This is a genomic window from Daejeonella sp., assembly GCF_044348475.1.
GTDB lineage: Bacteria > Bacteroidota > Bacteroidia > Sphingobacteriales > Sphingobacteriaceae > Daejeonella.
In genome coordinates this window covers 1-24,487 of record NZ_JBIKSU010000029.1, presented here as the reverse complement: position 1 = coordinate 24,487, position 24,487 = coordinate 1, and the positions used below count along the sequence as shown (strand labels likewise).

Below are 24,487 nucleotides of genomic sequence, written 5' to 3'. Positions count from 1 at the left end.
ATAGGAAGGAATTTGTCAGAAATATGCTTAGTGGAATGGCTTCTCATTTTAATACTAATTTTAGTGAACTTATTGCCTTGTTTGCTGCAGGACTTAAATTAGGGTCGCCTGAACTAAAGAATATTGACTCTCTTCAGAATATTATTTTTGAATTATTTGTAGAGTCAGTGTCTGTCCCTCAAAAAGAGGCTTTAGTAAATAATGAAATTATTAAGAAAGATCTGTTTAAGCTTTCTTATGATCTTGATCTCCTTAGATATTACCTGACTTTTGGAAGCTTTCCTTGGTGGAGCTCTTACCTTGATCAACAATCATTAGAAAAGATTTTAACAGAGATGCTAACTATTCAGCCCAAAACGATGGCTGTTATGCTCCATAATGTTGGAAAACAACAATACAGCAGGAAACTATTAATAAAAACCTTTAGTGAGGAAATTTTACTTTCGATTGTTAATTTACTAGAACCAGATCAAACCGAATTTATTTCTGACTATATAGCTGAAGCTAAAGAAATTAATAAGAGGGATTCAAAACTCAAGGTTCAAAGTCAGGATCTAACTGAAGCTGTATGGGAGTTTGTTTTTGAGTATTTACTGGTAGACAGGGGATCAATGTTCAACCAGCAGATGTTTCTTGAAAGCAATATTCGGAATTTAGCAAACCGTTTCAATACAAATTATACTGACATATTGGTTTTTCTTGTTCAAAGTATTAGAGGCAGGCATCAGGCAAGTGGTAGGCATATTTCACTTATTCAAGATTTAAATAAACTTTATAATCTTCTAATAAAAGATCCAAAATCGAGTTTTTTAAATCTAGATGAAAAGACCATTGATTATAAGGTTCCAGAGCTTGCAGAAGCTAAAGGTTTGAGAGATGTTCTTTATTATTGGTTAAAAATGGGTCATTTCCCATGGTGGGCAGGAAAGTTTGCTAAGTTAGGTGCGTCTAAATTATTAGAACAATTAATTAGAGAATCGCCTACTGATGCTTTACTATTCTTTAAGTTTAGTGGTAAAAGTCTGACTAGCCAAAGAAGGATGCTAAATCAAATTCCTGCTACAATACTTTTTAAGCTTTTTCGAAATTTGCCTCATGGAAATAAGGCCGTAAGGTATACTGAAAATATCATTTTACTATTTTCTGAAAGTCCTTTTTTTCAATCTTTAGAGCGAAAAAATCTGGAGCCTATTGCTTTAGCTTCTTTATGGAATATGTACATAACAAATTATTATGAAAGTTTTAAAGCTGGAGATTTTTTAAAATTATTGATTTTAAACCTTTCAATATCCTCTGATTTATCATTAAAAAATATCGTTTCCTTTCTTAACAATTTGGCACTTGATAATTCAGTCAGGACTCAGTTAAAAAAGATTTTTCGAAATTTAGAAAATAATATTTTTCAATCTAACACTTATCTTTCGAATACTCAATTACCTATTTGGACTGAACATCCCAATATTGATATGATATTGACTCATCAGTTAAGATCTGAAAGTATAAAAGATAGTTTGATAACCCCAGATAATGTCTTTGATGAAGCAACATTTATTTTACGTTATTTTCTTCAGTTCAGTAAATTACCTGAAAAATATATACAAAATACAACTGTTTCAGTCAATTCTTTTTTAAAACATCTCCTTGTTTTTCTACAAAAAAACAGTCCTTCTAAACTTGATCTTATTTTAAATTCTGAGAAGTATGCAGCAGAAAATCTATTCCGTTTACATGATATCTTCCAGCAATCAAGTTCTATTGAAGAGAATAATCTGAAGAACTTGTTGACGACAAATATTGAGAGGAATATTTTATTATTTATTCGTCAAAAGGGAGGGATCAGTATAAGTGAAAAAAGTCTAATTCAGTTTATTGAAAAATTAACGAAAGACATACTCGGTGCTGATAGTATAAACAGCATTTTCAGATTATTATTAAAGTATCCATCAGTAAGTGTCCATTTCGCAAATTTTTTGAAAGAATCGAATGTTTATGATTTATTAAATTATGAGCATAAAAAAAATGACACCCTTACCCAAGAGATAAAAAATCTTAACATCTGGTTAACTAGTCTACTTACAGACTGGCTTGACAGGGAAAGATTTGAGTTTTTTATTAGAAGTTTCAATCTTCTGATAGTTGGAGGAATTGTAGAAGTTGGAAACATTAATTCTTATTTTAAACAGTTTCTAGATTTTCTTGCCGATAGTAATTATCAGTTAATGCTTAAACTTATTTCTTCTGTTAGTACATCAATAAATACAATTGATGAATCAGGTCGCTCAACAATCGTACAGATTCCTGAGATTAGTAAATTAGTTTCCCACTACAAAAAAATGGAAGAAGTGATGGCTGATCTAAATACTGATCTTGAAAAATCAGAAAAATCCTTATTTGAGAAGTTGTTAAATACAGATATTAATAAACTAAAAGAAAGGGAGCAAATACAATTAAAAGAGGAATTTAAAGAGCAACAACAAATAGAAAAAAAGAAATCTACAGATGAAATTTTATCTGATAAGGATTCCATTTATATTCATAATGCAGGTCTTGTTATTTTACATCCATTTTTGAGCACCTATTTTAACCGGCTTAATATGTTTGAAAATGGAGATTTCAAAACAGATGAACTAAGGCACCGGGCTGTCCATTTGTTACAATACCTTGCATTTGGAACTCAAAGTAATGAGGAATATGAATTGGTTCTAAACAAAATTCTTTGTAATATACCTATTGATGAGCCTGTCAGTGCGGGTATAGAAATGACAGAAAATGAAATAGCTGTTTCTGCAGAGCTTTTAAATGCTATACTAGTGCAATGGGACAAACTTAAGAATACCTCGCCTGAAAGCTTTCAGTCTTCGTTCCTTCAAAGAGATGGGGCTTTATCAAGAATTGAAGAAAACTGGAATCTTAAAGTGGAAAGTAGGGGTTATGATGTATTATTGAATACTTTACCATGGGGATTGGGAATGATTAAAACTTCATGGATGCCTGAATTTATATATGTAGAATGGATTTAACGCCTTTAAAATCAAATGCCGAAGTGTTAGCAAAAGAAATGCGATGGCTTGCCCTTGTAATAGACACTCGAATGAAATTATATTTTTCACAAGATTCAGAATATACGGATATCTATACTATTCCTTTACCTGAACTTGTAGCCGACGATTCTGTTTATAGTAATATTGTTGATTATTATCACATGACCTTCGATGAGAGAATAATCCTTGCTCTAGCACTTGCACCGCATATTCAGCCGCATTTATTGGATATTTTTTTTATTAAAAACTCAACTTACGACCGTGGTTTTACAGAAATAGGGGGTATAAAGGGACAAAATCATGGAGGTTTTATCCCTACCGGCGAAACAGCAGCCTTTATTATTGCTGGTCTTGACCTTGAAAAGAGATTTAATCTGATTAATATTTTTCGTGAAGATCATTTTTTCAGAAAATTTAAAATACTGGATCTGGTTCATACGCAGCCAAATGAGCCTTTTTTAAGTGGTGTTATAACTATGGCACCTGAATATTTGAGTTATTTCACAAGTGGCCTTACACATAAACCTGATTATGGTATTAATTTCCCTGCTAAATTAATAACTACAAATCTTGACTGGAGCGATCTTGTGCTTGAGGAGAATATCCTTACCGAGGTTAATGAAATAAAAGACTGGATAGATTACGGTCCTACATTAATGAATGACTGGGGGATGAATAAGAAGATTAAACCCGGTTTTCGTACCTTATTTTATGGCCCGCCTGGAACAGGTAAAACATTGACAGCTAGTCTTTTAGGAAAATCATCTGGATTAGATGTTTATCGTATAGATCTTTCAATGGTAGTTTCTAAATTTATTGGTGAAACGGAAAAGAATCTGGCCAATGTATTTGATCAGGCGGAAAACAAGAATTGGATTCTATTTTTTGATGAAGCTGATGCCTTATTTGGTAAACGTACCCAAACTAGTAGCTCCAATGATCGGCATGCAAATCAAGAAGTTTCCTATCTTTTACAACGCGTAGAAGATTTTCCGGGTGTAGTAATTCTGGCAACCAATCTTAAAGCCAATCTTGATGATGCGTTTTCGCGCCGGTTTCAGTCAATGATTTATTTTCCAATTCCGGGTCCTGAGCAACGTAAACGTCTGTGGAAACAAGTATTTTCAGAAGAAAGTACTTTAGAGAAAGATTTTGACCTTGATGAAATAGCGATAAAATATGAATTGGCAGGAGGAGCGATAATTAATGTCAGTAGGTATAGTTCTATGAAGGCTCTTAAAAGGGGTAGCAATATAATTTTAAAGAAAGATATCATTGAGGGTATTCGTAAAGAATTCGGTAAAGAAGGAAAAATTGTTTAAAATGGATTTTGTCGATAGATCAATTATATATCGTTTTCATCAGGAACGTATTCAGATGTTTGGCGAAGGTACCATTGGTGCACTAGGTTGGAAATCTGAAGAAAACCAGATCATCCGATTTGAAATTTTATCCCAAATAGGGGATATGACTGGATTGTCAGTTCTTGATTTGGGTTGTGGACATGGTGATTTGTGCGGGTACTTAAGAAAAAAGTATTCGGATATACGTTATGCCGGAATTGATCAGATGGAAGAGTTATTGGATATTGCAACCGCCAGATATGGTTCATTGCCAGATACCATTTTCTACCTTGGAGATTGCTGGTCGGCAGATTTACCCAATATGGACTATGTATTAGCTTCAGGGTTGCTAGCCTATAAAAATAGCAGAACTGACTTTATATTCAGTATGATTGACCGCTTATTTGCTTCATGCAGGTTGGGTACAGGCTTTAATCTGTTGAAAAATGTTCATGACCCTGAAGGAATACTCGTAAATCATAATCCACAAGAAATTCTTAATTATTGTCGCCAACTCAGTCCAAAAGTTGTTTTAAGAGAAGGATATACGGATGATGATTTTACAATATTTATCTATCACTGATAAATAAAGAAAAGTTGAACAGGGTTAATATTCCAAATTTTTGACCATTAATTTATTATTAGTCACTTATTTTTTTTAAAGCATCAGCAATGGACAGTGTTCCATTATTAGTTTCTATAATCAATTCTTTAAAACTCATCATTGAATTCAAGAATAGAGAAAAAATATCTACAAAACTACTTTTTGATGGTGTATCAACACGAGAAATTGGATAGACATATTTAAAACCAAACTCAGACAATTCATTTATAAAAAAAGAACCAATGGCGCAGCGATTATTCAATTCATTAACTAATAACAAGAGATCTTCTTTACGTTCAGTGACAATTTTGTTAATAACTAAAGAATATAATTGAAATAATCTTATGTCTTCAAATTGATTTTCTGCAATAGGAACATACATGATATTTACTGAATCTTGTTTAGTTGTAATTGCAACTAATATGTTATGTGGAATTTCCACTGATGACTCTAAGATAGTTGATGCAACGTCTATTTGTTCTAAATAACCCTTCAATTCATTCAATAATTGTTGATCTTTTAGATTCAATAATTCTTTATTCATAATAGTTTTTTTAAATATTATCGTCCAGTCTTCATTGACTCAACGATATGTTTCACCTGATCAGCAAATGATCCATTAAGAGCGTAAACAGTACCTAAATTTGCACCAGTTGATTTCAACATTTTTTCTGCCGTATCAACTTTTGTTTCACTGTTTTCTTTTGTGATCGGCTCTGAAATTGACTGTAGATACTTATATAAAGTTTTGGTATGATTTACATATTCATGATGCTTTGCTTGAGTTGACCTATCACTATCACCTCCAGAAATATATCCATCTCTAGCTAAACCCTGAATAGCTTTAGCAGCAGAGTTAGCTCCTTCAATAGCAGATGCAGTTCCAAGCAATACACTTGCTGAGATTCCACCATCAGCAGGGAACGTGGCTGTTATTGAACCTATTAAGCTAATTAAACCTGTAAAGACATTGCGTGAACTGTGAACTCGTCTTTTTTCATTAATCTCCTGCATCTTGCTAGCAAACTCATAATTTTGGATAGCCGGGATTAGTTTATCGATATCAACTTGAGCTCTATTTATACCATATTTACTCGCAAAAATATCTTTTCCTTTAGGACCTAGTGGCGTATTTAGTTCTTCAAATATTCCCGGTTTTAATCGAACGTAGTCTGTTTTCCCCCAAAATATAAAGGTTGCCTTTCCTCTCGATTCAGTTCCAAAAAGTTTAGGCATATCTTCAGGATTTTTTCCTAGTACGCTTCGAAGTTCAGACCCGAAGTTATTAGCAAGTATTGTCATTTCTGCTTCAGCTTGCTCTGCAATATAATTAGTATAACATTCTTTAATAACCTGACAGGCTGAAATAGCAATTCCTAAGCCTGGTATCATTCTGGTAATTTCTGGAGGAACAGTACTGCTGAGGTAACTCATGATACTAGACGCTGCTTGTGACCCAGCTTGCAAGGCACTCAATACAGCAATAGCAACCTCACTTGTTCCAACCAGTGCAGAACCTTCACCTGAGGCAGTATCATAGGCTTTTTTGATAGCCATAACACTTTTCACCAAACTAGTGATAGAACTACCTATACCTGCAGTTATATCTCCTGCAGCTTTAGCAATTCCGTCACTACCAATTTTTCCAGTTAATTTTCCAGCTGCTGTTGTTACTCCGCCTGCCGCACCAGTAATGGCAGTACCTAAGCTCAAATTATCTGTTTTATTGTCTTTAATTTGTTCCCAGACATTATCACTGAGAACCGCAGTAGCGTTTTTAACCATACCTATTATGCCACCGTACTTTGTTGCAAAAGCGGCATCTTCTTCAGGTGTAAGTTGCGCAACTGATGATTGATCTTCTTTAAGTTGAAAAGTAGAATTTAATTGGTCACTTTTACTGAGATTTGCAGCTTTTGCACCCATAACATCCGCTTCATTTTCCAAGCCTGCATCATCATTTACAGCTACGCCAGTTTTCATTTGCAGAGTTGGCTGAACACGCCCTTGTTTTTGCTGTGCCACATGCCAGGCTTCATGAGGCAGATGTTTTTCCTGACCCGGAGCAATGTGAATATCAGTTCCCTGTGCATAAGCATAGGCTTTAAGCTGTGCTGGTTTTGAAGAGTTAAAATGTACCTTTACATCATCCATTGAATAACCTGAAAGGCTCTCTACACCTGTTTTTAGGTTATCTGGTAATCCTGTTTTATTCGATTTTTCTGAAACCTCTTGCCTTTGAACTGGATTAATGGGTTCATTACCTGAACTAATTTCTTTTAATTGAACAGCGGATTTCTGTTTAGAATCAAATTTCCCCTGAATGGGTTCTTCTTCTTCTACTTTTTGTATCGTATTGAATTTTCCTTGTATAGGTTCTTCTTCTTGTTCTACCTTTTGAAGAGTGCCAAATTTCCCCTGAATAGGTTCTTCTTCCTCCATAAGTTGAGCAGGTATCTTTTTCATTTGTAATTCCTCTTCTACTCCCTGCCTTTGCAAAGCTGGGACAGCCTGAAATGAAAATGCATTTCTCAAACCCACCGTTTCTGAAACGGAGCTGCTGCTGGAATTCTTTTTTTGAATATTCTTCTTTTGATAAGACATGATCTGAAATTTGAGACCTTAACTCAACTAATAATACGGGATTAATAGTTTTAAAATTATAAAAAAATTAGATAATTGCAATATAAATTCTATTCAATAGTCTGTTAAGGATCTCTTTGACAAAGGGCATAAGGTGATGATGATCGAATCTAAAAAGGATATTTAATTGATCGCATTAAAGTGTTAGTTGGATTGATTATTATTGGTAATCTTTCAGGAGGTATAGTCAGCACTAATACAGATTTAATAATTGATAAAATCTGTATTATTTCTAAAAAAAATTGATCAGTAATACACGGAAATTGCTAACAAATTATTAGGTATCTGCCCAAACAAAGAGGCTAAGAATACCTTCTCGAATTGAAATGATAAATGGTAGGTAATAAATAATTTGTCAGTTTAGCATTATTTGACTTTTTAAAAGTCTTATTCAAATCTTTTTTTACTAGCTTATATTGAAATAAAGGATATTGCATCTTGAACTGACAAATAATAGTCATCTGTTTGGGGTAGTCCATCACATGATGCTTCAAGGGCAGGAATTACCCAAGCTATTTTAAGCTTTTTAAGTATTTCAACAGCGCGAAGATTCCTGGTTTTAGTCTCAAGTTGAAGAGAAAGAAATATTTCAGCCCAATACCTGTCGTGGCCCTTTACTCCTTGGATCAAATATAAATCAAAAGGATTTTTTAGATCAAAAAATGAATCTCTTACTTGTTTACGAAAATTATCAGGGCCATTCCGAACATAGTGTAAATTTAATTCATTAGAACTTGAGCCTTTCCTTAAAGAATTAAAAATCTGTTGTGCTTCCCAGGCTCCTTTCATCCAAAGTGGTTTTAAATCTGCCAATAACAAGATATTGATGGCGTAAAGGGGTGATTCTGGAATTGTCATACCTTCTTGGTTTATTGTTAGGGCCTGCAGACCAAATCTTTCAATAAGTGCATCCATAGCCATTGATCTGACATACGGGTGAGGGTCTTCCAACGAACTTAAAAGAGCATTTTCAACTTTTTCGCCAGGTACAGTAGACAGATCCAGCACAGACGCAAAACGTGATAACATGGTACCTTGTGATATGCTTGAAAGCAGTCCTTCATTCGAACCACCCAATTTAATTAGGGCGCGGTTAGCACATAAGCGAACCCATTCATTAGTATTATGTGTTTGTGACTTTATTATATCTAAAAATCGCTTATCACCAAGATCGCCTAAGGTCATTAACGCTCGAGGGTTGCCCATTTCAGCTGCATTTATAAGAGCATTAATTGCTATATTTTTTTCATTACCAGACAAATTTTCCCAAAATGAAAGATCAAATCTTTCTTCAAAAGGTATGATTTTATCAATTCCACTTAAAAAATTGTTTAAAAAATCCATGCTTAATTCAAATTAATAAAAAAAATATTTTTGAGCCTTATTATATTTCGAGCTCAATTGAACAATTAGGTGCTTTATGTGTTATTATATTTTATGGTAATGGGGGAGTAGCTGGAAGTTTATTAAATTCTTCATCTGCAATTCTATTTGACTCTTTCCAATCATGTCCTACATACCAAGCTCCAGGAACCCCATTCGGACTAAAAACACCATAGTTAACTTTTCTTGTTCCTTTGCTAATACTTGCAACTGCATAGAAGGTACATACTTCTTCTAGTGATTTACCAATTCCAGCAACGCCTTTTTCAATTGCTTTAGATTCGACCATACCAAAAACATTGCTTTTATCAGTTTGGCCACCTGCGCAAATAAGAACCTCTTTTGTTTTTCCAGTTGTTGCATTTACAACTATTTGATTGGCTACTGCTTGTGCATATGCCCGAGACAATGCGCCCCAAAGCTGAACATCCCATCCATTTGCGTGTGCATCCAATGAAGGCATACCATCAAATAAAGCTCCAATTCCAGAGGTATCTAAGGTAAGGTCAGATTTTTTTTCAGCAAATTCCCTTCCTTCAGGTTTTGAATAGAACCCAAATGAATCGGCTTTTGCAAATTGTGTTTGATTAATGGACATTAACGTGTCCATAACCGTGTTAAACTGACCCATTGAATCAAGGAAATTATCTGAACCCATATCAACCTGTTTAAGATCCTCATCTTTAACAATTTGATTTCCATCTTTATCTTTTTGTGCATAGGCAGGATTTCCCACCTTTTTTTCCATTTTATCTTTACTTGCAATAAGACCATTACAGATATCTGCCCAGATTTTTTCAGGTCCTGTAACTTTATCAAATGTAGGTGGAGGCGCATATATAGCAAATAATGAAGCTATTCGTGCCTGAAAAGTTGGATACATCGGATGATTAAAAGGATTTGCCACTGCTTGATCACCTCCGGCTTTCATTATCTCGTCCTTAGCAGTAGGTTTATTTACAGGATGCTGGTTTACTAAATCTAATTGCGTTCTTTCTAACTGAGCCACTACCAGCGTTGAAGCACTTTTTTTAGCTTGAATAGTATGGTCATTGGTCGAATTTAAGGTTGTTATTCCTAGGGATAACGCATTTTGCCCCATAACATCTGCTTCATTTTCTAAGCCTGCTTCATCATTAACAGGTACGCCAGTTTTCATTTGCAGAGTTGGCTGAACACGCCCTTGTTTTTGCTGTGCCACATGCCAGGCTTCATGAGGTAGATGTTTTTCCTGACCTGGAGCAATGTGAATATCAGTTCCTTGTGCATAAGCATAGGCTTGAAGTTGCGCTGGTTTTGAAGAGTTATAATGTACCTTAACGTCATCCATTGAATAACCTGAAAGGTTCTCTACACCTGATTTCAGATTATCTGGCATCCCTGTTTTATTCGATTTTTCTGAAATTTCTTGCCTTTGAACTGGATTAATGGGTTCATTATCCGAACTCATGTCTTTTAATTGAACAGCTGAATTTTGTTTGACATTAAATTTTCCTTGAATAGCTTCTTCTTCATTCATGAGCTGAACAGGTACTTTATTTTTCATTTGTAATTCCTCTTCAGCACCCTGCATTTGTAAGGTCGAGACAGCTGGAAAAGAAATGCCATTTCTCGAAGTCTGGGCTTCAGAAACAGAGTTGTTGCCAGAATTTGTTTGTTGAATATTCTTATTTTGATAAGACATCATCTAAAAATTGAGACCTTTATTCAGCTAATAAACAAGGTTAATAGCCTTAAAAATATAAAAAAATAACTAATGTAACATACTTTATACGCTTTAGCGTGTATATGATGTTCTCTATACCCATAATTTGTTTATTAAATTTCATCAATATTATATTTCATTAAAACCATAGGTTTTTGCATTTTTGAGTAAATTTCAAACTATGAGTTCACATTCAAACAGCAAACTGGAAAAAATTAAGTTTATACTCATTTTTTTGTCTGTTCTGCTTGTATTTATTCTGGGGATTCTTGGTTTTAAGGAGACAACTGGAGCAGATTTTAATTTTTTTGCTGCTGTTTATTCTACAATATGCCTGTTTCTTATGGGCAATGCAGATCCGGTGCCCGGAAGTATCTTTCTTTTAATAGCACAATACCTTGCTGCAATATTATTCGGACTAGGAGTATTTTCATTGGTATTTGATCAGGTTCAAAACGCATTTGTTATTATCAGGATCCGATTTACTTATAAAGATCATATTGTTCTATTTTCACTTAACGAAATAGGTAATAAGCTTGCTAAAGAACTTTTGGACAAAGGTCATAAGGTTGTGATAGTTGAGGCAGACAAGGAGAATAATTGTATTTATCAGGTAAAAGAGTTAGGAGGATTGATCATTATTGGTAGTGGTTCAGATGGTAACATAATTAATAATGCGGGTTTGGCAATGGCTAAAACCTGTATTATTTGCGGTAACTCTGATCAGGAGAATATGGAAATTGCTAACGAAGTATTATTTTTTCGCCAAAAAAAGCAAGCGCAAGATTCTTTAAAAATATTATTACATATTTCTGATAATAATAATATCAATATTTTAAAAGACTATTTAGATATACATAATCAGGATGAAGATTATGATCTTGAGACCTTTAATGTTTCTCAGCTTGCAGCACGCATGATCTATGATATATACCCCCCTCACGAATATCTTAATTCAGAAAATCACGAAGAAAATGCAATTGCAATTATTGGATATAATCAGGCTGCTGAAGATTTTCTATTAGAAAACATTATTCTAAGCCATTATCCCGAATTAAATAATCTTAAGGTTTACCTAGTTGATAAGGATGCAGATACTTATTACAATGAATTTAATTTTAAGTATCCATTCCAAACAGAATTTATTGATTTGGTTCCTATTAAATTGTTGAATGGTAGTTTTTATGCCAATTTTGCCTGGCATAAAAAAGATATAGAAAAATTGAGTAAAGTGAAAGTTGTTTATATGTTTGGAAATAGTGACTCTGAATTACTTACGAGTTCTGCAAATCTTCGCCAGTTTTTGTATAACCAAACTCTTAGCATTTCTCAGATTCCTATTATACTTTGTTTGCCAGAAGATGCAGGGATAACCGAACTTCTTGACGCCAACAGAGATACTAAAACAAATGCAAGTTTTGTATTCAGCAAGCGTCTAAATATTCAGCTTTTTCACCGAATTACAGATACCTGCACTACCCGAAATTTACTTGAGCAAACTGAGCTTATTGACAAGTTGTCAAAAATCATAAATTATTATTATTCAATTAAGTATGAATTCTCATCTGAATTAAAAGAACATTGGAATGTGGATAATACAGATGCCTTGATCAATGAACTTGAAGGTATATTACATGAGATGCCAAATAAAGATGAAATTATTACTAATCGAACTATTCAAACTCAATTAATTAAGCAACTCTCTGAAAAAACTGGTATTCATTATAATTCACTCTTTTCTCGCTTATCAGTAGAAAAAAGATGGAATATTTTAACTCAGCGGAAAAAAGATTCAAACCGTTATGCTGCAAGACAACTTTCTTTAAAATTTAGCTCACTTAAACGAATTGGTTGCGATCCGTTGACTATTGAGAATATAACCCGTTTTTATGCTCGCTTGGCTCCAATGGAACATAAGCGCTGGAGTGCTGAAAAGATGGTTTTTAATTATAAATATGGCCCATTGGTTTCTGACAAAGCCGAACGCTATGTATTAAAAGACGTTTTGAAAATTCACGATCAGCTAATTGCCTATGAAAAATTAACTGAAGTAGAGAAAGAAAAAGATCTAAACCTCTTTCTTTTATTGCCTTTATTAAGTCAAATTTATAAGTCAAACTGAGCTGTTACCCATGCACTTCCCAACAGATATATTCATTAGTTACGCTCATATAGATGACGAGTCACTGATTCAGAATCAAAAAGGTTGGATCTCTGAATTTCATCGTGCACTTGATATACGACTTGCCCAGTTATTAGGAAGGAGGCCGGTTATTTGGCGAGACGATTCTTTACAGGGAAACCATGTTTTTGATAAACAGATCGTTGATCAGTTTTCAAAAGTTGCAATCATGATCTCTATTATTACGCCACGATATGTAAAATCAGACTGGTGTATTAAGGAGGTGGATGAATTTTATACTTCAAGCCAAACTAATATTGGATTTACTGTAAGTAATAAAGCACGGATTTTTAAAGTCATTAAAACACCTGTTCGCATTGAACAGCATCCTGAGAAGATTTCTGGCGTTTTGGGATACGAATTTTACGCAGCAGATCCTAATACCGGACGGGTGAAGGAACTTTCTCAAGCTTTTGGTAATGAAACAGAACGACTTTACTGGGAAAAACTAGATGATCTAGCACATGATATCAGCTCATTTTTGGAAAGTCTTGAAATTCCTCAATCAAGCTCAGGTACTGTGGCTAATTTTTCTCCTTCAGCCGTAGATGTCACTAAAAAAGTATTTCTTGCAGAATCTAGCTATGATACTCAGGATTTTAGAGATAGCCTAAAACGTGAACTTCAGGGATATGGCTACCATATTCTTCCCGATAAACAATTACCTCTTATTGCAACACCTTTAAATGAAAGCCTGATTTCTAATCTCAGTGAAGCGGTTTTAAGTATTCACCTTCTTGGTGAAAACTATGGTATTGTTCCTGAAGGGGCACAGAGGTCTATAGTGGAGATTCAGAATGAAGTAGCTGCATCTTATAGTGTTGCAAATTCAATTCCACGATTTATATGGATACCTGAAGGATGTGAACCTATTGATGAAAGGCAGATCAATTTTGTTAATAGATTGAATTCAGGAAAAGAAGGAATTGCAGGAGCTGATTTGGTTCAGGGTTCATTAGAAGATTTCAAGGGTGTTGTAATCGACAAACTGAATTCAATGAAAAAAGACATTAAGAATGAAGAGGTGCAAGTCGAGGTCAATGATGATTCATCCAAAACGATCTATTTGATTTGCGATTTATCGGATATTGATGAAATCAGGCCCTTAGAGGATTTTTTATTTGATAATGGCTATGAGGTAGTGATTCCTATTTTTGAAGGCGATGAATCTGGAATCAGGGAAGATCATATTGAAAACCTAAAAACCTGTTCTGCAGCTATTATATTCTTCAGTAATGCAAATGAGCTATGGTTAAGGTCAAAAACTCGTGATTTTCTTAAAATAAATGGCTATGGCAGAGCTAAACCTCTAGCTTTTAAAGCAATTTATATTGCTCCACCTGATAGTATGGCTAAACAAAGGTTCAGAACACTAGATGCAGAAGTTATAAATGCACTAAATGGACTGCCAGAAGATAAATTAAAAAGCTTATTGTCCAAAATATAATCAAACGGATCTATGTTAGATGATATAATACAAAATCCCTTCCCGGGACTTAGGGCATTCGAAGAAGAAGAAGATATCCTGTTTTTTGGACGTGAGAAACAGGTTGATGAACTTCTTAAAAAGCTGCGAACACAACGTTTTTTAACTGTAATTGGATCATCTGGTAGCGGAAAGTCTTCTCTCGTTAAATCAGGTTTGATCCCTTCATTGCATAGCGGTTTAATGTCGGGAGTAAGTTCTAACTGGAAGATTTGCTCATTAAGACCAGGTATAAATCCTATTTATAATCTTGCCTGTTCTTTATCTCAAAATGGAATTTTATATGATTATGAATCGCCAGATGATGAGCAGTTGTATTCTTCTATTAATGAAAGTATACTTAGAAGAAGCAATTTTGGACTTATAGATGCATTTACCCAGTCAGGAATAGATCCCAAAAATAATCTGCTTATTCTTGTTGACCAATTTGAAGAATTATTTCGCTTTATAAAATTCGAGAAAGAGGCTAGAGAAGGTAAGCGAGATTCGGTAGCCTTTATCAATCTACTATTAAAAGCTACCGAACAGCGTGAATTGCCAATTTATGTTGTTTTTACTATGCGCTCTGATTTTTTGGGTGACTGCACCGAATTCAGAGGATTACCTGAAGCAATAAATGAAGGGCAGTATCTAGTGCCTAGAATGACTCGTGAAGAGCGCAGGGATGCTATTGTAGGACCAGTAGGAGTAGGTGGAGCTAGTATAAGTCCGCGATTACTAAACCAACTTCTGAATGATGTTGGAGATAATCCAGATCAGCTCCCAATCCTTCAACACGCTTTAATGCGTACATGGGATGCTTATAAAAAGAACAATCCCGAGCCTTATTCAGAAAAGGAAATCGATCTTGATGACTATAATGAAATAGGAACTATGGAGCGTGCCTTGTCTCAGCATGCTGAAGAAGCTTATGCCGAGTTAGAAACACCTGAATTAAAACAAATCTGCGAATCGATTTTCAGAGCCCTTACCGAGCGTGGAGCTGATGCGAGAGGAATTAGACGTCCAAGCAAGCTTATCGAACTTTGCCAGCTTTCTAATGCAAATGCAGAACAAGTTATACATGTAATCGAAATTTTTAGAAAAAAAGGCAGAGGATTTTTGATGCCATCTGTTGGAATTCCGATAACTGAAGATTCAATTATTGATATTTCTCATGAAAGTATTATGCGGGTTTGGGAACGCCTAATGCTATGGGTTGATGAAGAAAATCAATCTGCATCAATTTATCTACGTTTATGCGATGCAGCTGATTTGTATGAATCTGGCAAGGGAGGCCTGCTGAGAGATCCTGAATTACAGGTTTCATGGAAATGGAAGGAAGAAAATTTACCTAATGCTGTTTGGGCATCACGATATAATGATCTATTTGATAAAGCGATACTTTACCTTGAACATAGTAAAGAGCATAATGACAAGGAATTGCTTTTTAAAGAAAGGATGCAGAAGAAGCGATTAAGAACAGCAAGGATAATTTCAATCATTGCTATACTAATAGCTTTTGGTGTTTTACTACTTGCAATTAATATGTTCCAACTTAGGAATATTGCTACCAAACAAACTATTCTGGCAAAGAAGGAAAGTGACGAAGCAAAAAGACAAGGTAAAATCGCAGATAATCAAAAAATTATCGCCCAACAAAGTCAAGCCGAAGCTGAGGAAAGTGCTAGACAGGCACTGATTCAAAGAGGTATTGCTGTTACTGAACAAGAAAATGCGAAAAAAAGCGAAAAAAATGCATTGTTGCAAAAGCTTATTGCAGAACAACAAAAAGTCTATGCAGAACGTCAGAAGGTAATTGCAGATCAGAATGCACAAATAGCAATACAGCAGCAGGGTATTGCTGAAACTCAGACTAAGCGAGCCATAAGTAATGAAAAGATTGCAAAAGATCAGACTTCAATATCGTCAAGGTTGAAGGATATTGCTCAAGCAAGAAATCTGGCTTACGAAGCAATGATGCTTTTAAATGATAATAAACAGGAGGAAAGCAAGAAAAATAGTATTAATGCGTATAAACTTAATGCAGAAAATAAAGGCCCACTCCAGAATAGCGATATTTATATTGCTCTGCATTTTAATTGGATTGGATCCATTCAGAATAATAATCAATTTTCTAAACACAAATTTGCTGTTAGAGGCATTGCGCAAGGCCCAACAAGTAATCACCTCATATCTGTAGACGAAGCTGGGATGATTTATATTTTGAAAGCTGTAAATGGTATTCTTGAGCCACTTACTTCTTTTGACTTAAAGGATGAAGCCCGTTCGGTGAGTACTTCTCCTGATGGTTCAAAAGCTCTTGTGGTAACTTCTACAGGTAATGGAATTTTACTTGACCTTGATAAAGAAGGTAATTCAATCAAGGTAAGCACCCGTTTTAAATTTAGCGGAATTGCAAAGCTTGCTGTCTTTAAATCTGATTCTGATTTTACGATACTCACGAATAAAGGCCTAGGTTTTTATCGTGCAGGAAATGAGATAGAACAAATCAGGTTTACACCGGGTAATTTTTCAACAGTTAGCTATAGCCGTAGTGGCAAATTCTACGTGGCAGTAGCTAATAAGGTTTCTGTGTATAGTAATTCCGATAATATATCTGAAAACCCAGAATCAGTAATTAGCCTAAATTCTAGAATTACAAGCCTTGTAATTAGTCCTTCTGGTGATTATTTAGCAGCCGGAACCTATGATGGTGGAATCTATCTGCGTAATCTTCAAACTAGCAAAGCAGCAATCAGCTTTACGCCACATGCTTCTTCGGTAAATGATTTAAAATTTAAATCAGTTAACGGGAATCTTCAATTAGCTTCTGTGAGTAGCGATCAAACAATTAAGATTATGGATGTGAATTCAATTATGGTATCTAACAACACTGAAGATATCATCACATTGAGAGGTCATAATAAATGGGTCTATAGTTTAATGTATTCGCCTGATGGAAAATTCCTTTACACAGCCAGTGAAGATAAGAGGATAATTGGATGGCATACTTCAATGAGTGGTATTTATAAATCTTTAACCTCAGATAAAAACTAATTATGATAAATAAATTACGTTTAAGGCTGTTATTGATATTCACAATTTTGATCATTAGTAAAGCTAATGCACAGGAATGTGGTTTAAATGCATTAAATGACGCTGAGGGCCAGTATAATATTGGTAAATTTTATGAAAGTATAGCTAGAATAAATTCATGTATTTCATCAAAAGGCTTTACTTATAGTGAAAAAGTTCAAGCTTTTAGGCTGTTGTCTATGTCATATCTAGCTTTAGATTCTATTGAAAAAGCAGACGAAAGTATAGAGCGACTCTTGCTATTAAAAGATAATTTCGAAGCAGATACAAGGGATCCGGATCGGTTCAGATTACAAGTAATATACCTTAGGCAACAAATGCGTTCTAAATTAACCTCCTCTGTATCCAAAAAAGCGGAAAGTATAGAACTTGCACCTGCTACCATTCAAATCATCACCTATGAAGATATTTTGAACCGTGGTTATACCGATTTGGAGCAACTTTTTCATGACTTACCAGGATTCGATATATCTAGGAATTCAGGATTGTCTTATTCAGATATGTACCAGAGGGGATACCGGACTGCTGCTAACACCGATCGAACACTTTTACTCGTAGACGGAGTAGAAGATAATGAAATGTGGTCAAATTCAGCCTTTATAAGTCGTCAGTATGCTTTAAGCAATATCAAAAGAGTTGAGATTATTTATGGTCCGGCATCTACAATCTATGGAGCTAATGCATTTTTGGGAGTGATTAATATCATTACAAAGAATGAAGAGGATTATTTTAAACAGGAGAGAGCATTGAATGGTAATGAGAAAACTTCCAAATTTGGTGTTACTGGACACGGTGCCATGGGATCTTTAAATACAAGATTAGGAGATGTAACAGTTTCAGGAACGGGTAGAGACATGTTCTTTGCAGTAACAGGCAGAGCTTATCAATCAGATGAACATGATCTGTCATCTTTCGCCGATTGGGATAATAAATGGTCGGCTGATGAATTTGGTCCTAACCGTTATCAAAATATCCTTACTCAGGATTATACCAGTTCAAAAGAAGCTTCTTATTTGGCAAGTGATCCAAGTAGAAAGTATTTTACAGTGAATGCCGATAAGACTAAAATCCTACCAACAGCAGCAGCAATTTTCAGGGCCGATTCACTAGATCAGGCCATTTATAAAAAAGGCTATAATGGGATAGGAACCCAGTATTCTGATGAAGCAAAAAATTATTATTTATCTGCGAAACTTCGTGTTGGTGACTTTAAATTTGGATTAGAATATCAAAAATGGTCTGAAGGAGTTGCCCCAATCTATATAGACAGGTATTATGCTGTCAGCAAAGAACTCACTCACTGGGAAGTTCGTCAGCAATATTTTTACATGAGATACGATAAGAGTTTATCTGAACGGTTATCTTTTTCCAATTTTTCATATTTCCGTACGAGTGATTTTGGAAAAGAATCAGTCATAACACGTTTTTATAGCTTTGCAAATGCCGGTATTGCCTTTCAGGATTTAATTAGTGGGCGTAATCCTTATTTTCTACCTTCTTATTTCTCACAACAATCAAAACAGTTCAGGTCTGAGACAAAAATAAACTATGTACTTAATGAGAAAATGGATTTTAACCTTGGCGTTGAATTAAGGAATGGTCTTTTACAAGGCGACTATGTCAACTCGACTATTGAAGATCCTATAACCACTGGAACTTCAGCCAATGGCATTAAAGGTGGAAATTATTATTCCATCATGGATGTAGGTGTTTTCGGGCAGTTAAGCTATCAGGATAGAGCAAGAAAGCTGAACATTAGTGCTGCCGGCAGAATGGATAATAATAAGATTAATAGTATTTATGGTTATGGAACTGTGTTTAATCCAAGATTGTCTGTAGTTTATTACCCTGGCAAGTTCATATTTAAATCCATTTATTCAGAAGCCTTCCTAGACGCTTCAGTCTATAATAAATTTTCAACATCATCGGCCCGATTAGTTAATAATCCTTTGCTAGAACCTGAGCGTGTAAAAAATCTAGAATTTTCGGCCCGTTTTACCCCCTTTAATCAAACATACTTTGAAGTTTCCTATTTTAACGCTTCATACAACAATACCCTCGGAACTGTTAATGTCGATACTTTAGGAGTAAAAACCACTCAATTTAGAGCAATAGGAAAATCTCATATTCAAGGTATACAGTTTGCCAGTGAAACAAAACTAGTTGAAAAATTATCGCTCTTCACAAATTTTACGGTTCTTGATCCAACCAGAATTTCTGCTGGCACAAGTGGAAGCCAAAGTGTAAGGATTGGCGATATTTCTAATTTCTCGGTTAATGCAGGTGTAAATGCTAAATTCATGAAGAATAAACTAAACCTGAATTTAAGGGCAAATTTCGTTGGCGATAAGCCTACAGGAGCAACTACCTCCATTAGTGGTAGCCCATTTAGCGAAACTCCGGGATACACACTTATACACAGTGTGGTGAGTTATAATCTTAACAAGATATTTATGCTCCAATTAATTGCTAATAATCTTTTAGATCTTGATTATGTATCACCTGGTGTCAGGGCGGCTAGTGGTGTCCAAAGTTCCAGAATCCCACAACCGGGACGAACGCTTACTGCACGTATTGTAGCTAATATAGGTAGGTAGTATGACTATTTTCAAGGGTTTATCGGGTGTTTTAAATCTTCGGCCTGAAGAACAGAAATCGTTCAGATTACTCTTCCTTTTGTCATTGATTACCGGTATTGGTCTTTCTTATTATTTTGTTGCTGTAAACACCTTTTTAATTCAAAAAGCAAGTGTATCTAACCTGCCTTATGCTTATATTATTTCAGGACTAGGAGGGGTGTTGCTGATCAAGATTTACCAGCAGCGTCAGCATAAAAGAGGGATAATTAATAGTTACAAGGAAAGTGTTATTGCCTTTTTTTTGATAGCTGTTTGTGTCTTTTTTGCTTTTATTAATCTTGGAGACAATCTGTCTTATGCTGTTTATCTTGCCTATTTGGGCTTTTTATTCAATATGCCCTTCACGATCATATTCGCTTTAAGTTTTTCGGGCATTTGTTCCCGACTATACAATATGTCACAAAGCAAGCGCTTACTTGCACTTGTTGGAACAGGTGAGATCATGGCTTCTATTATCGGTTATCTGACAGCACCATTAATAAGTAAGTTAACCGGAAGTCCTAATTATTTGTTACTCCTTGCTGCTGCCTGTATACTTCCTGCTTTAATACCAATTTATTGGCTTGCCTTAACTAATCATGAAAAACTAAGCCATATTATGGCATCAAAAACAGCACTTAAAAAGCTAAATTTATCATTTTTCCGAAATGAAAGGTTTTATCTGCTGATTGCGATAGTTTCTGTTTTCTCAGTTTCTGCAATTTATTTTGTAGACTATTCTTACCTCATTACGGTAAGATTCATGTCAGTATATAGCGGTATTGAAATTGCGACTATTCTTGGATTTTTCTTTAGTATAGTAAAGGTTGGTGAGCTGGTGTTTTCTTTTCTGTCTGGTCATTTTTTAAGTACTAAGGGAGTAAAATTTTCAATATTGCTTTTACCAGTTTTACTAACCGCTTGTTTTGTTTTTGCCCTTAGCAGCAGTCTATTATTTAGAGACGAACCTATCTATATTCTCTCTTTCATTTTCCTAGCTAAATTTGCTGAAAGGGTAATTAGAAAAGCAATTTCCACTCCCGCAATAAAGGTTCTGTACCAAGTTACGGGCCCAGATCGATTAAGAATTGAAGCCACCATTGAAGGTGTACTCAATCAAGTAGCTACAGTGATTTCTGGTTTGTTACTTCTTTTATTTTCAGGTCTTTTTGTAGGTGTTGAACCTTTATTATTCTTGACCATTATCTCAAGCGTTTGCTTGGTATTATTTTTAGTTTGGACCATCTTAAGCTTGCAATTGCATGAAAAATATAAAAAGAAAATATGGGACTATCTAACTAAAGTCAGATTAGATACAAGTATAAAAAGAAAAGAAAGCCAGGAAATTAATTATCAAGATTTTAGCAATAATCTTGGTTCATTAGATCATAAACCTTTATCTGATACATTAAAAAGAGCCTTAAATTCAATTGCTGAATTCAGAGAAACAGGAGATATAAATCAATTAAAGACCTATTCGCCAGGAGCTTTAAGTCAAATCGAATCAGACAACAAAGATCTTTTTATTCGCAAGATTACATCTTCCTACTACTCTACAGATAATTTCTTTCATAGGCTTCTAGTAATTAATTTTTTAAGAGCTGGTGCACAACCGATATCAACGAAAATAGTAAAGGAAATTGCAGAAATATCAGATCTGAACCTAAAGTATGAACTTTTATCAGCGTATAATCTCGACCCCAAAAAGCTAGAAACATCTGATATTTTTTATTTTGAAAATCTTTGTGAAAAATATAGTAATGAACTAATTCTTGCAATGTCTGCGCAGTTTGATTTGCAAGGAATTGACGATTCTGAATTACAATCGGAGCTGAAATTATATACTGATATGCTAATCAAAATTTTATTTGAGGTGCTAAAAGTATTGTATGATCGCTCAGCAATTCAGGTAATTTATGAGATTATAACTAATGAAGATAATCAGGACATGGAAAACAGGCTTTTTGCTCTTGAGTTATTGGACAATACCTTAAATGATGAATTAAAGAAGAGGCTAATACCCATTTTTGAGCCTGCGTCATTTGATCAGAAAATTCACGGACTTCAGAAATTTGTTCCTGTTCAGTCAGAAAGTAAAGAGAAAATGCTAAAGGAACTATTGATGAAAGATTTTAACCTTGTTAATCCAAGCCTTAAAGAAGCATGCCTGATTGCATATTATAAACTCACAAAAGATGATTCTGTACTTAAAGCCTTCGTTACCAGTAAAATCAGTAATCTACAATCAAAAGCCTCGGAACTACTAAAAAATGATGATCGAAGTTTAAAAGTTATAATGATTTCAGAATTTAAAAAAACATACAAACTTAGTTCATTGCAGTGTTCTTACCTATTTAATCAAGCTGTCTATACTGCTAGTACAAAAACAAATAAATCTAGGTCTGTTATGAAAGTCAAAATTGATAATTCTTATTCAGTTAAGATGGGACATGAACATGAAAGTTTGATTGTTGATACGTATGCTCTTGCCCTTTTTATTGATAAGAATCAATCCGGGGCATAACCAATCATCAGAAAACGGTCAGCATTTTCTTCTTTTAGATTGAATCGTTGAAAAACATCCATGCCAAGGTTTTCTGTGGCCTTTATTAACCTTTGTTGCTCACTAAATGAATAGGTTGTGTTTTCTGCTACAGAACGTAAAATAAATGGATGCTGTTGATCGATTAATATTCCTTTAAATTTTTCGGCTATTATCTTTTGTGCTATTTTTTCACCGGCTTGATCAAAATTTCCGTTCATATCGGGCTGTACATCGGATACATATTTGTTAAACCAATAATATACAATAGGAGTGGCTGTTGTCCACCATAACAAAAATTTTTGGTTGTCTTGCTTTTCTCTTTTTCGACAATCCTCCATAAATTTAAAATAGAGTGACTTACCTAATCCCATTCCTTTCAAATCATCTCTGCAACCACTTAATCCAAGATAATAAGTGTCCTCGTCATTAACCTTTTCGAAATTGATCATGAAAAATGCAAGTAGATCATTATTCTGGGTATTAGTAATTATATAAATATCTTGATTATGCGCTATCTCACGTTCAATAAGTTGGATATTCGTAATATAACTGGCGTTTGTGAGATCAAGTATCTGGGAAACCAAATACGTATCTGATTTGAAATTTGTGCGTAGTTGAATTGATGAAATATGTTCCATTTACGATTTTAAATATAAATAAATTGAACAGAATAAATAAATAAATAACTCTCTAAAACCAGTTTCATGTATTTTTTTTTATAAAATAAACTAATTCAGTATTCCTTAAATGTTAAAAAAATTGCGAAAGTCACGAATAAATAAGGTTTAAAAACCACAAAGCATTTTCTGATTAAAGCCAAAAAGACTTTAGTTTGTCGGGATGGCAGGATTAGCTACGCTGATCCTGAATTGGGGGGCCGTTACAAATATAAGCCTTACGCTTCTCGTGCCTCGAAGCTATTGAATTGCTTAATCCAAAACGTGATTGAATGTGTGGCAGGATTAGCTGCGCTGATCCTGAATTGGGGGGCCGTTACAAATATAAGCCTTACGCTTCTCGTGCCTCGAAGCTGGGCTTTGTTGTTTTTACTCCGCTTTTTATCCGCATAGGGCGGATAAGGCTGCGTTAAAACAACAAAGCCCTTTCTGCTTTCAGCAGAAAAGGCTTTGTTTGTCGGGGTGGCAGGATTCGAACCTACGACCTCCTGGTCCCAAACCAGGCGCGATACCGGGCTACGCTACACCCCGAAAACTAACAATGATTGCGAATGCTTTTCAATTGTTGATGGAGTGCAAAGATAGACTTTTCATGATTTTTGACAAATATATTTGAAAATAAATTGAAGATATTTTCATGATCGTGATTGAAATAAGTATAAAGTGCTGTTCAGTGAGATAAAGTATAATTATTAAAATTTAAAACCTTTTTATTATCTATTAATTTAAAAATTATTTTCACTGATAAATAGAAAATGGCATAATTGACATATTTTAAATTAGATTTTCATAAAAATAGCTATCACCACATGCTATTATTTTAATACTCAATAAACAAAATAATAAATTGACATTTAGCAGATTATATTAGCTCTTTTAGAGATTATTTTTGTCCCATAATTAAAATATAAAGTATAATCTTATGAGAAAATTAAGACTGTTTGCCATTGTGGCATTATTTGCATTCACAGCATGCAACAGTAGTACAGAAAAATCTGAATCTACAACGGAGGATACCCTGTCTAAGGCAGCTGCACCTGAGTTAGTTGAAAAAGAAATTTCAATTACAATTAATGCAGGTGATGATATGATGTATGATCTTGCAGAAATTAAAGTCAAGGCAGGTCAAACTGTAAAATTAACTTTGAATCATACTGGTAAACTTCCAAAAGAATCTATGGG

Annotated in this window: 13 protein-coding genes, 1 tRNA gene and 1 pseudogene; 9 read left to right on the top strand and 6 right to left on the bottom strand. The window is 34.5% G+C overall.

Annotation, left to right across the window (positions count from 1 at the left end; genetic code table 11):
• From ACIQZ6_RS07765 to ACIQZ6_RS07755, 3 genes are all read left to right on the top strand, one after another.
• Positions 1-3,020 (top strand): contractile injection system tape measure protein (locus ACIQZ6_RS07765; protein ID WP_395809828.1); only part of this gene is annotated, 3,020 nt, incomplete at its 5' end.
• Positions 3,011-4,363, top strand: a complete 1,353-nt coding sequence (locus tag ACIQZ6_RS07760) for an ATP-binding protein (protein ID WP_395809826.1) — start codon at positions 3,011-3,013, stop codon at positions 4,361-4,363. The genes ACIQZ6_RS07765 and ACIQZ6_RS07760, both read left to right, overlap by 10 nt.
• 1 nt (position 4,364) lies before the next feature.
• Positions 4,365-4,967 (top strand): class I SAM-dependent methyltransferase, encoded by a 603-nt coding sequence (locus tag ACIQZ6_RS07755; protein ID WP_395809824.1) that lies wholly within the window; start codon positions 4,365-4,367, stop codon positions 4,965-4,967.
• 58 nt (positions 4,968-5,025) lie between these two features.
• Here ACIQZ6_RS07755 and ACIQZ6_RS07750 read toward each other — a convergent pair whose 3' ends face one another.
• The 4 genes from ACIQZ6_RS07750 to ACIQZ6_RS07735 form a co-directional block, all read right to left on the bottom strand.
• Positions 5,026-5,532, bottom strand: coding sequence for a hypothetical protein (locus ACIQZ6_RS07750; protein WP_306550148.1), 507 nt, complete (start codon positions 5,530-5,532; stop codon positions 5,026-5,028).
• A gap of 17 nt (positions 5,533-5,549) precedes the next feature.
• Positions 5,550-7,592, bottom strand: a complete 2,043-nt coding sequence (locus ACIQZ6_RS07745; protein WP_395809822.1) for a DUF4157 domain-containing protein — start codon at positions 7,590-7,592, stop codon at positions 5,550-5,552.
• Between the two features lie 450 nt (positions 7,593-8,042).
• Positions 8,043-8,975, bottom strand: coding sequence for a HEAT repeat domain-containing protein (locus tag ACIQZ6_RS07740; RefSeq protein ID WP_395809820.1), 933 nt, complete (start codon positions 8,973-8,975; stop codon positions 8,043-8,045).
• 91 nt (positions 8,976-9,066) lie between these two features.
• On the bottom strand, positions 9,067-10,701 hold the full coding sequence (locus ACIQZ6_RS07735; RefSeq protein ID WP_395809818.1) for a DUF4157 domain-containing protein: 1,635 nt from the start codon (positions 10,699-10,701) through the stop codon (positions 9,067-9,069).
• Positions 10,702-10,900: 199 nt separating this feature from the next.
• Between ACIQZ6_RS07735 and ACIQZ6_RS07730 the strand changes: the two genes are divergently transcribed.
• The 5 genes from ACIQZ6_RS07730 to ACIQZ6_RS07710 are packed head-to-tail and all read left to right on the top strand — an operon-like array spanning position 10,901 to position 22,607.
• On the top strand, positions 10,901-12,841 hold the full coding sequence (locus tag ACIQZ6_RS07730) for an NAD-binding protein (RefSeq protein WP_395809816.1): 1,941 nt from the start codon (positions 10,901-10,903) through the stop codon (positions 12,839-12,841).
• A 10-nt stretch (positions 12,842-12,851) separates the two neighbouring features.
• On the top strand, positions 12,852-14,348 hold the full coding sequence (locus ACIQZ6_RS07725; RefSeq protein WP_395809814.1) for a hypothetical protein: 1,497 nt from the start codon (positions 12,852-12,854) through the stop codon (positions 14,346-14,348).
• A gap of 12 nt (positions 14,349-14,360) precedes the next feature.
• Positions 14,361-17,426, top strand: a complete 3,066-nt coding sequence (locus ACIQZ6_RS07720; protein WP_395809812.1) for a hypothetical protein — start codon at positions 14,361-14,363, stop codon at positions 17,424-17,426.
• A gap of 2 nt (positions 17,427-17,428) precedes the next feature.
• A complete protein-coding gene (locus ACIQZ6_RS07715) occupies positions 17,429-20,062 on the top strand; it encodes a TonB-dependent receptor plug domain-containing protein (RefSeq protein ID WP_395809810.1) in 2,634 nt (877 codons plus the stop codon).
• A gap of 1 nt (position 20,063) precedes the next feature.
• Positions 20,064-22,607 carry a hypothetical protein gene (locus ACIQZ6_RS07710; RefSeq protein WP_395809808.1) on the top strand — a complete coding sequence of 848 codons (2,544 nt, stop codon included), beginning with the start codon at positions 20,064-20,066 and terminating at the stop codon, positions 22,605-22,607.
• Here ACIQZ6_RS07710 and ACIQZ6_RS07705 read toward each other — a convergent pair.
• Both ACIQZ6_RS07705 and ACIQZ6_RS07700 read right to left on the bottom strand, forming a co-directional pair.
• Complete coding sequence (locus ACIQZ6_RS07705) at positions 22,592-23,266, bottom strand: hypothetical protein (protein ID WP_395809806.1); 675 nt, start codon at positions 23,264-23,266, stop codon at positions 22,592-22,594. The two genes, ACIQZ6_RS07710 and ACIQZ6_RS07705, sit on opposite strands and share 16 nt — an antisense overlap.
• 496 nt (positions 23,267-23,762) lie before the next feature.
• Positions 23,763-23,836 (bottom strand) — tRNA-Pro (locus ACIQZ6_RS07700).
• Positions 23,837-24,227: 391 nt separating this feature from the next.
• Here ACIQZ6_RS07700 and ACIQZ6_RS07695 point away from each other — a divergent pair.
• Positions 24,228-24,487, top strand: a pseudogene (locus ACIQZ6_RS07695) (Azurin); the annotation flags it as partial.

What these genes read in the sequence shown, in the direction of transcription:
- ACIQZ6_RS07760 (WP_395809826.1), top strand. Translation starts at nt 3,011, where the DNA reads ATGGATTTAACGCCTTTAAAATCAAATGCCGAAGTGTTAGCAAAAGAA.
- ACIQZ6_RS07755 (WP_395809824.1), top strand. Translation starts at nt 4,365, where the DNA reads ATGGATTTTGTCGATAGATCAATTATATATCGTTTTCATCAGGAACGT.
- ACIQZ6_RS07750 (WP_306550148.1), bottom strand. Translation starts at nt 5,532, where the DNA reads ATGAATAAAGAATTATTGAATCTAAAAGATCAACAATTATTGAATGAA.
- ACIQZ6_RS07745 (WP_395809822.1), bottom strand. Translation starts at nt 7,592, where the DNA reads ATGTCTTATCAAAAGAAGAATATTCAAAAAAAGAATTCCAGCAGCAGC.
- ACIQZ6_RS07740 (WP_395809820.1), bottom strand. Translation starts at nt 8,975, where the DNA reads ATGGATTTTTTAAACAATTTTTTAAGTGGAATTGATAAAATCATACCT.
- ACIQZ6_RS07735 (WP_395809818.1), bottom strand. Translation starts at nt 10,701, where the DNA reads ATGATGTCTTATCAAAATAAGAATATTCAACAAACAAATTCTGGCAAC.
- ACIQZ6_RS07730 (WP_395809816.1), top strand. Translation starts at nt 10,901, where the DNA reads ATGAGTTCACATTCAAACAGCAAACTGGAAAAAATTAAGTTTATACTC.
- ACIQZ6_RS07725 (WP_395809814.1), top strand. Translation starts at nt 12,852, where the DNA reads ATGCACTTCCCAACAGATATATTCATTAGTTACGCTCATATAGATGAC.
- ACIQZ6_RS07720 (WP_395809812.1), top strand. Translation starts at nt 14,361, where the DNA reads ATGTTAGATGATATAATACAAAATCCCTTCCCGGGACTTAGGGCATTC.
- ACIQZ6_RS07715 (WP_395809810.1), top strand. Translation starts at nt 17,429, where the DNA reads ATGATAAATAAATTACGTTTAAGGCTGTTATTGATATTCACAATTTTG.
- ACIQZ6_RS07710 (WP_395809808.1), top strand. Translation starts at nt 20,064, where the DNA reads ATGACTATTTTCAAGGGTTTATCGGGTGTTTTAAATCTTCGGCCTGAA.
- ACIQZ6_RS07705 (WP_395809806.1), bottom strand. Translation starts at nt 23,266, where the DNA reads ATGGAACATATTTCATCAATTCAACTACGCACAAATTTCAAATCAGAT.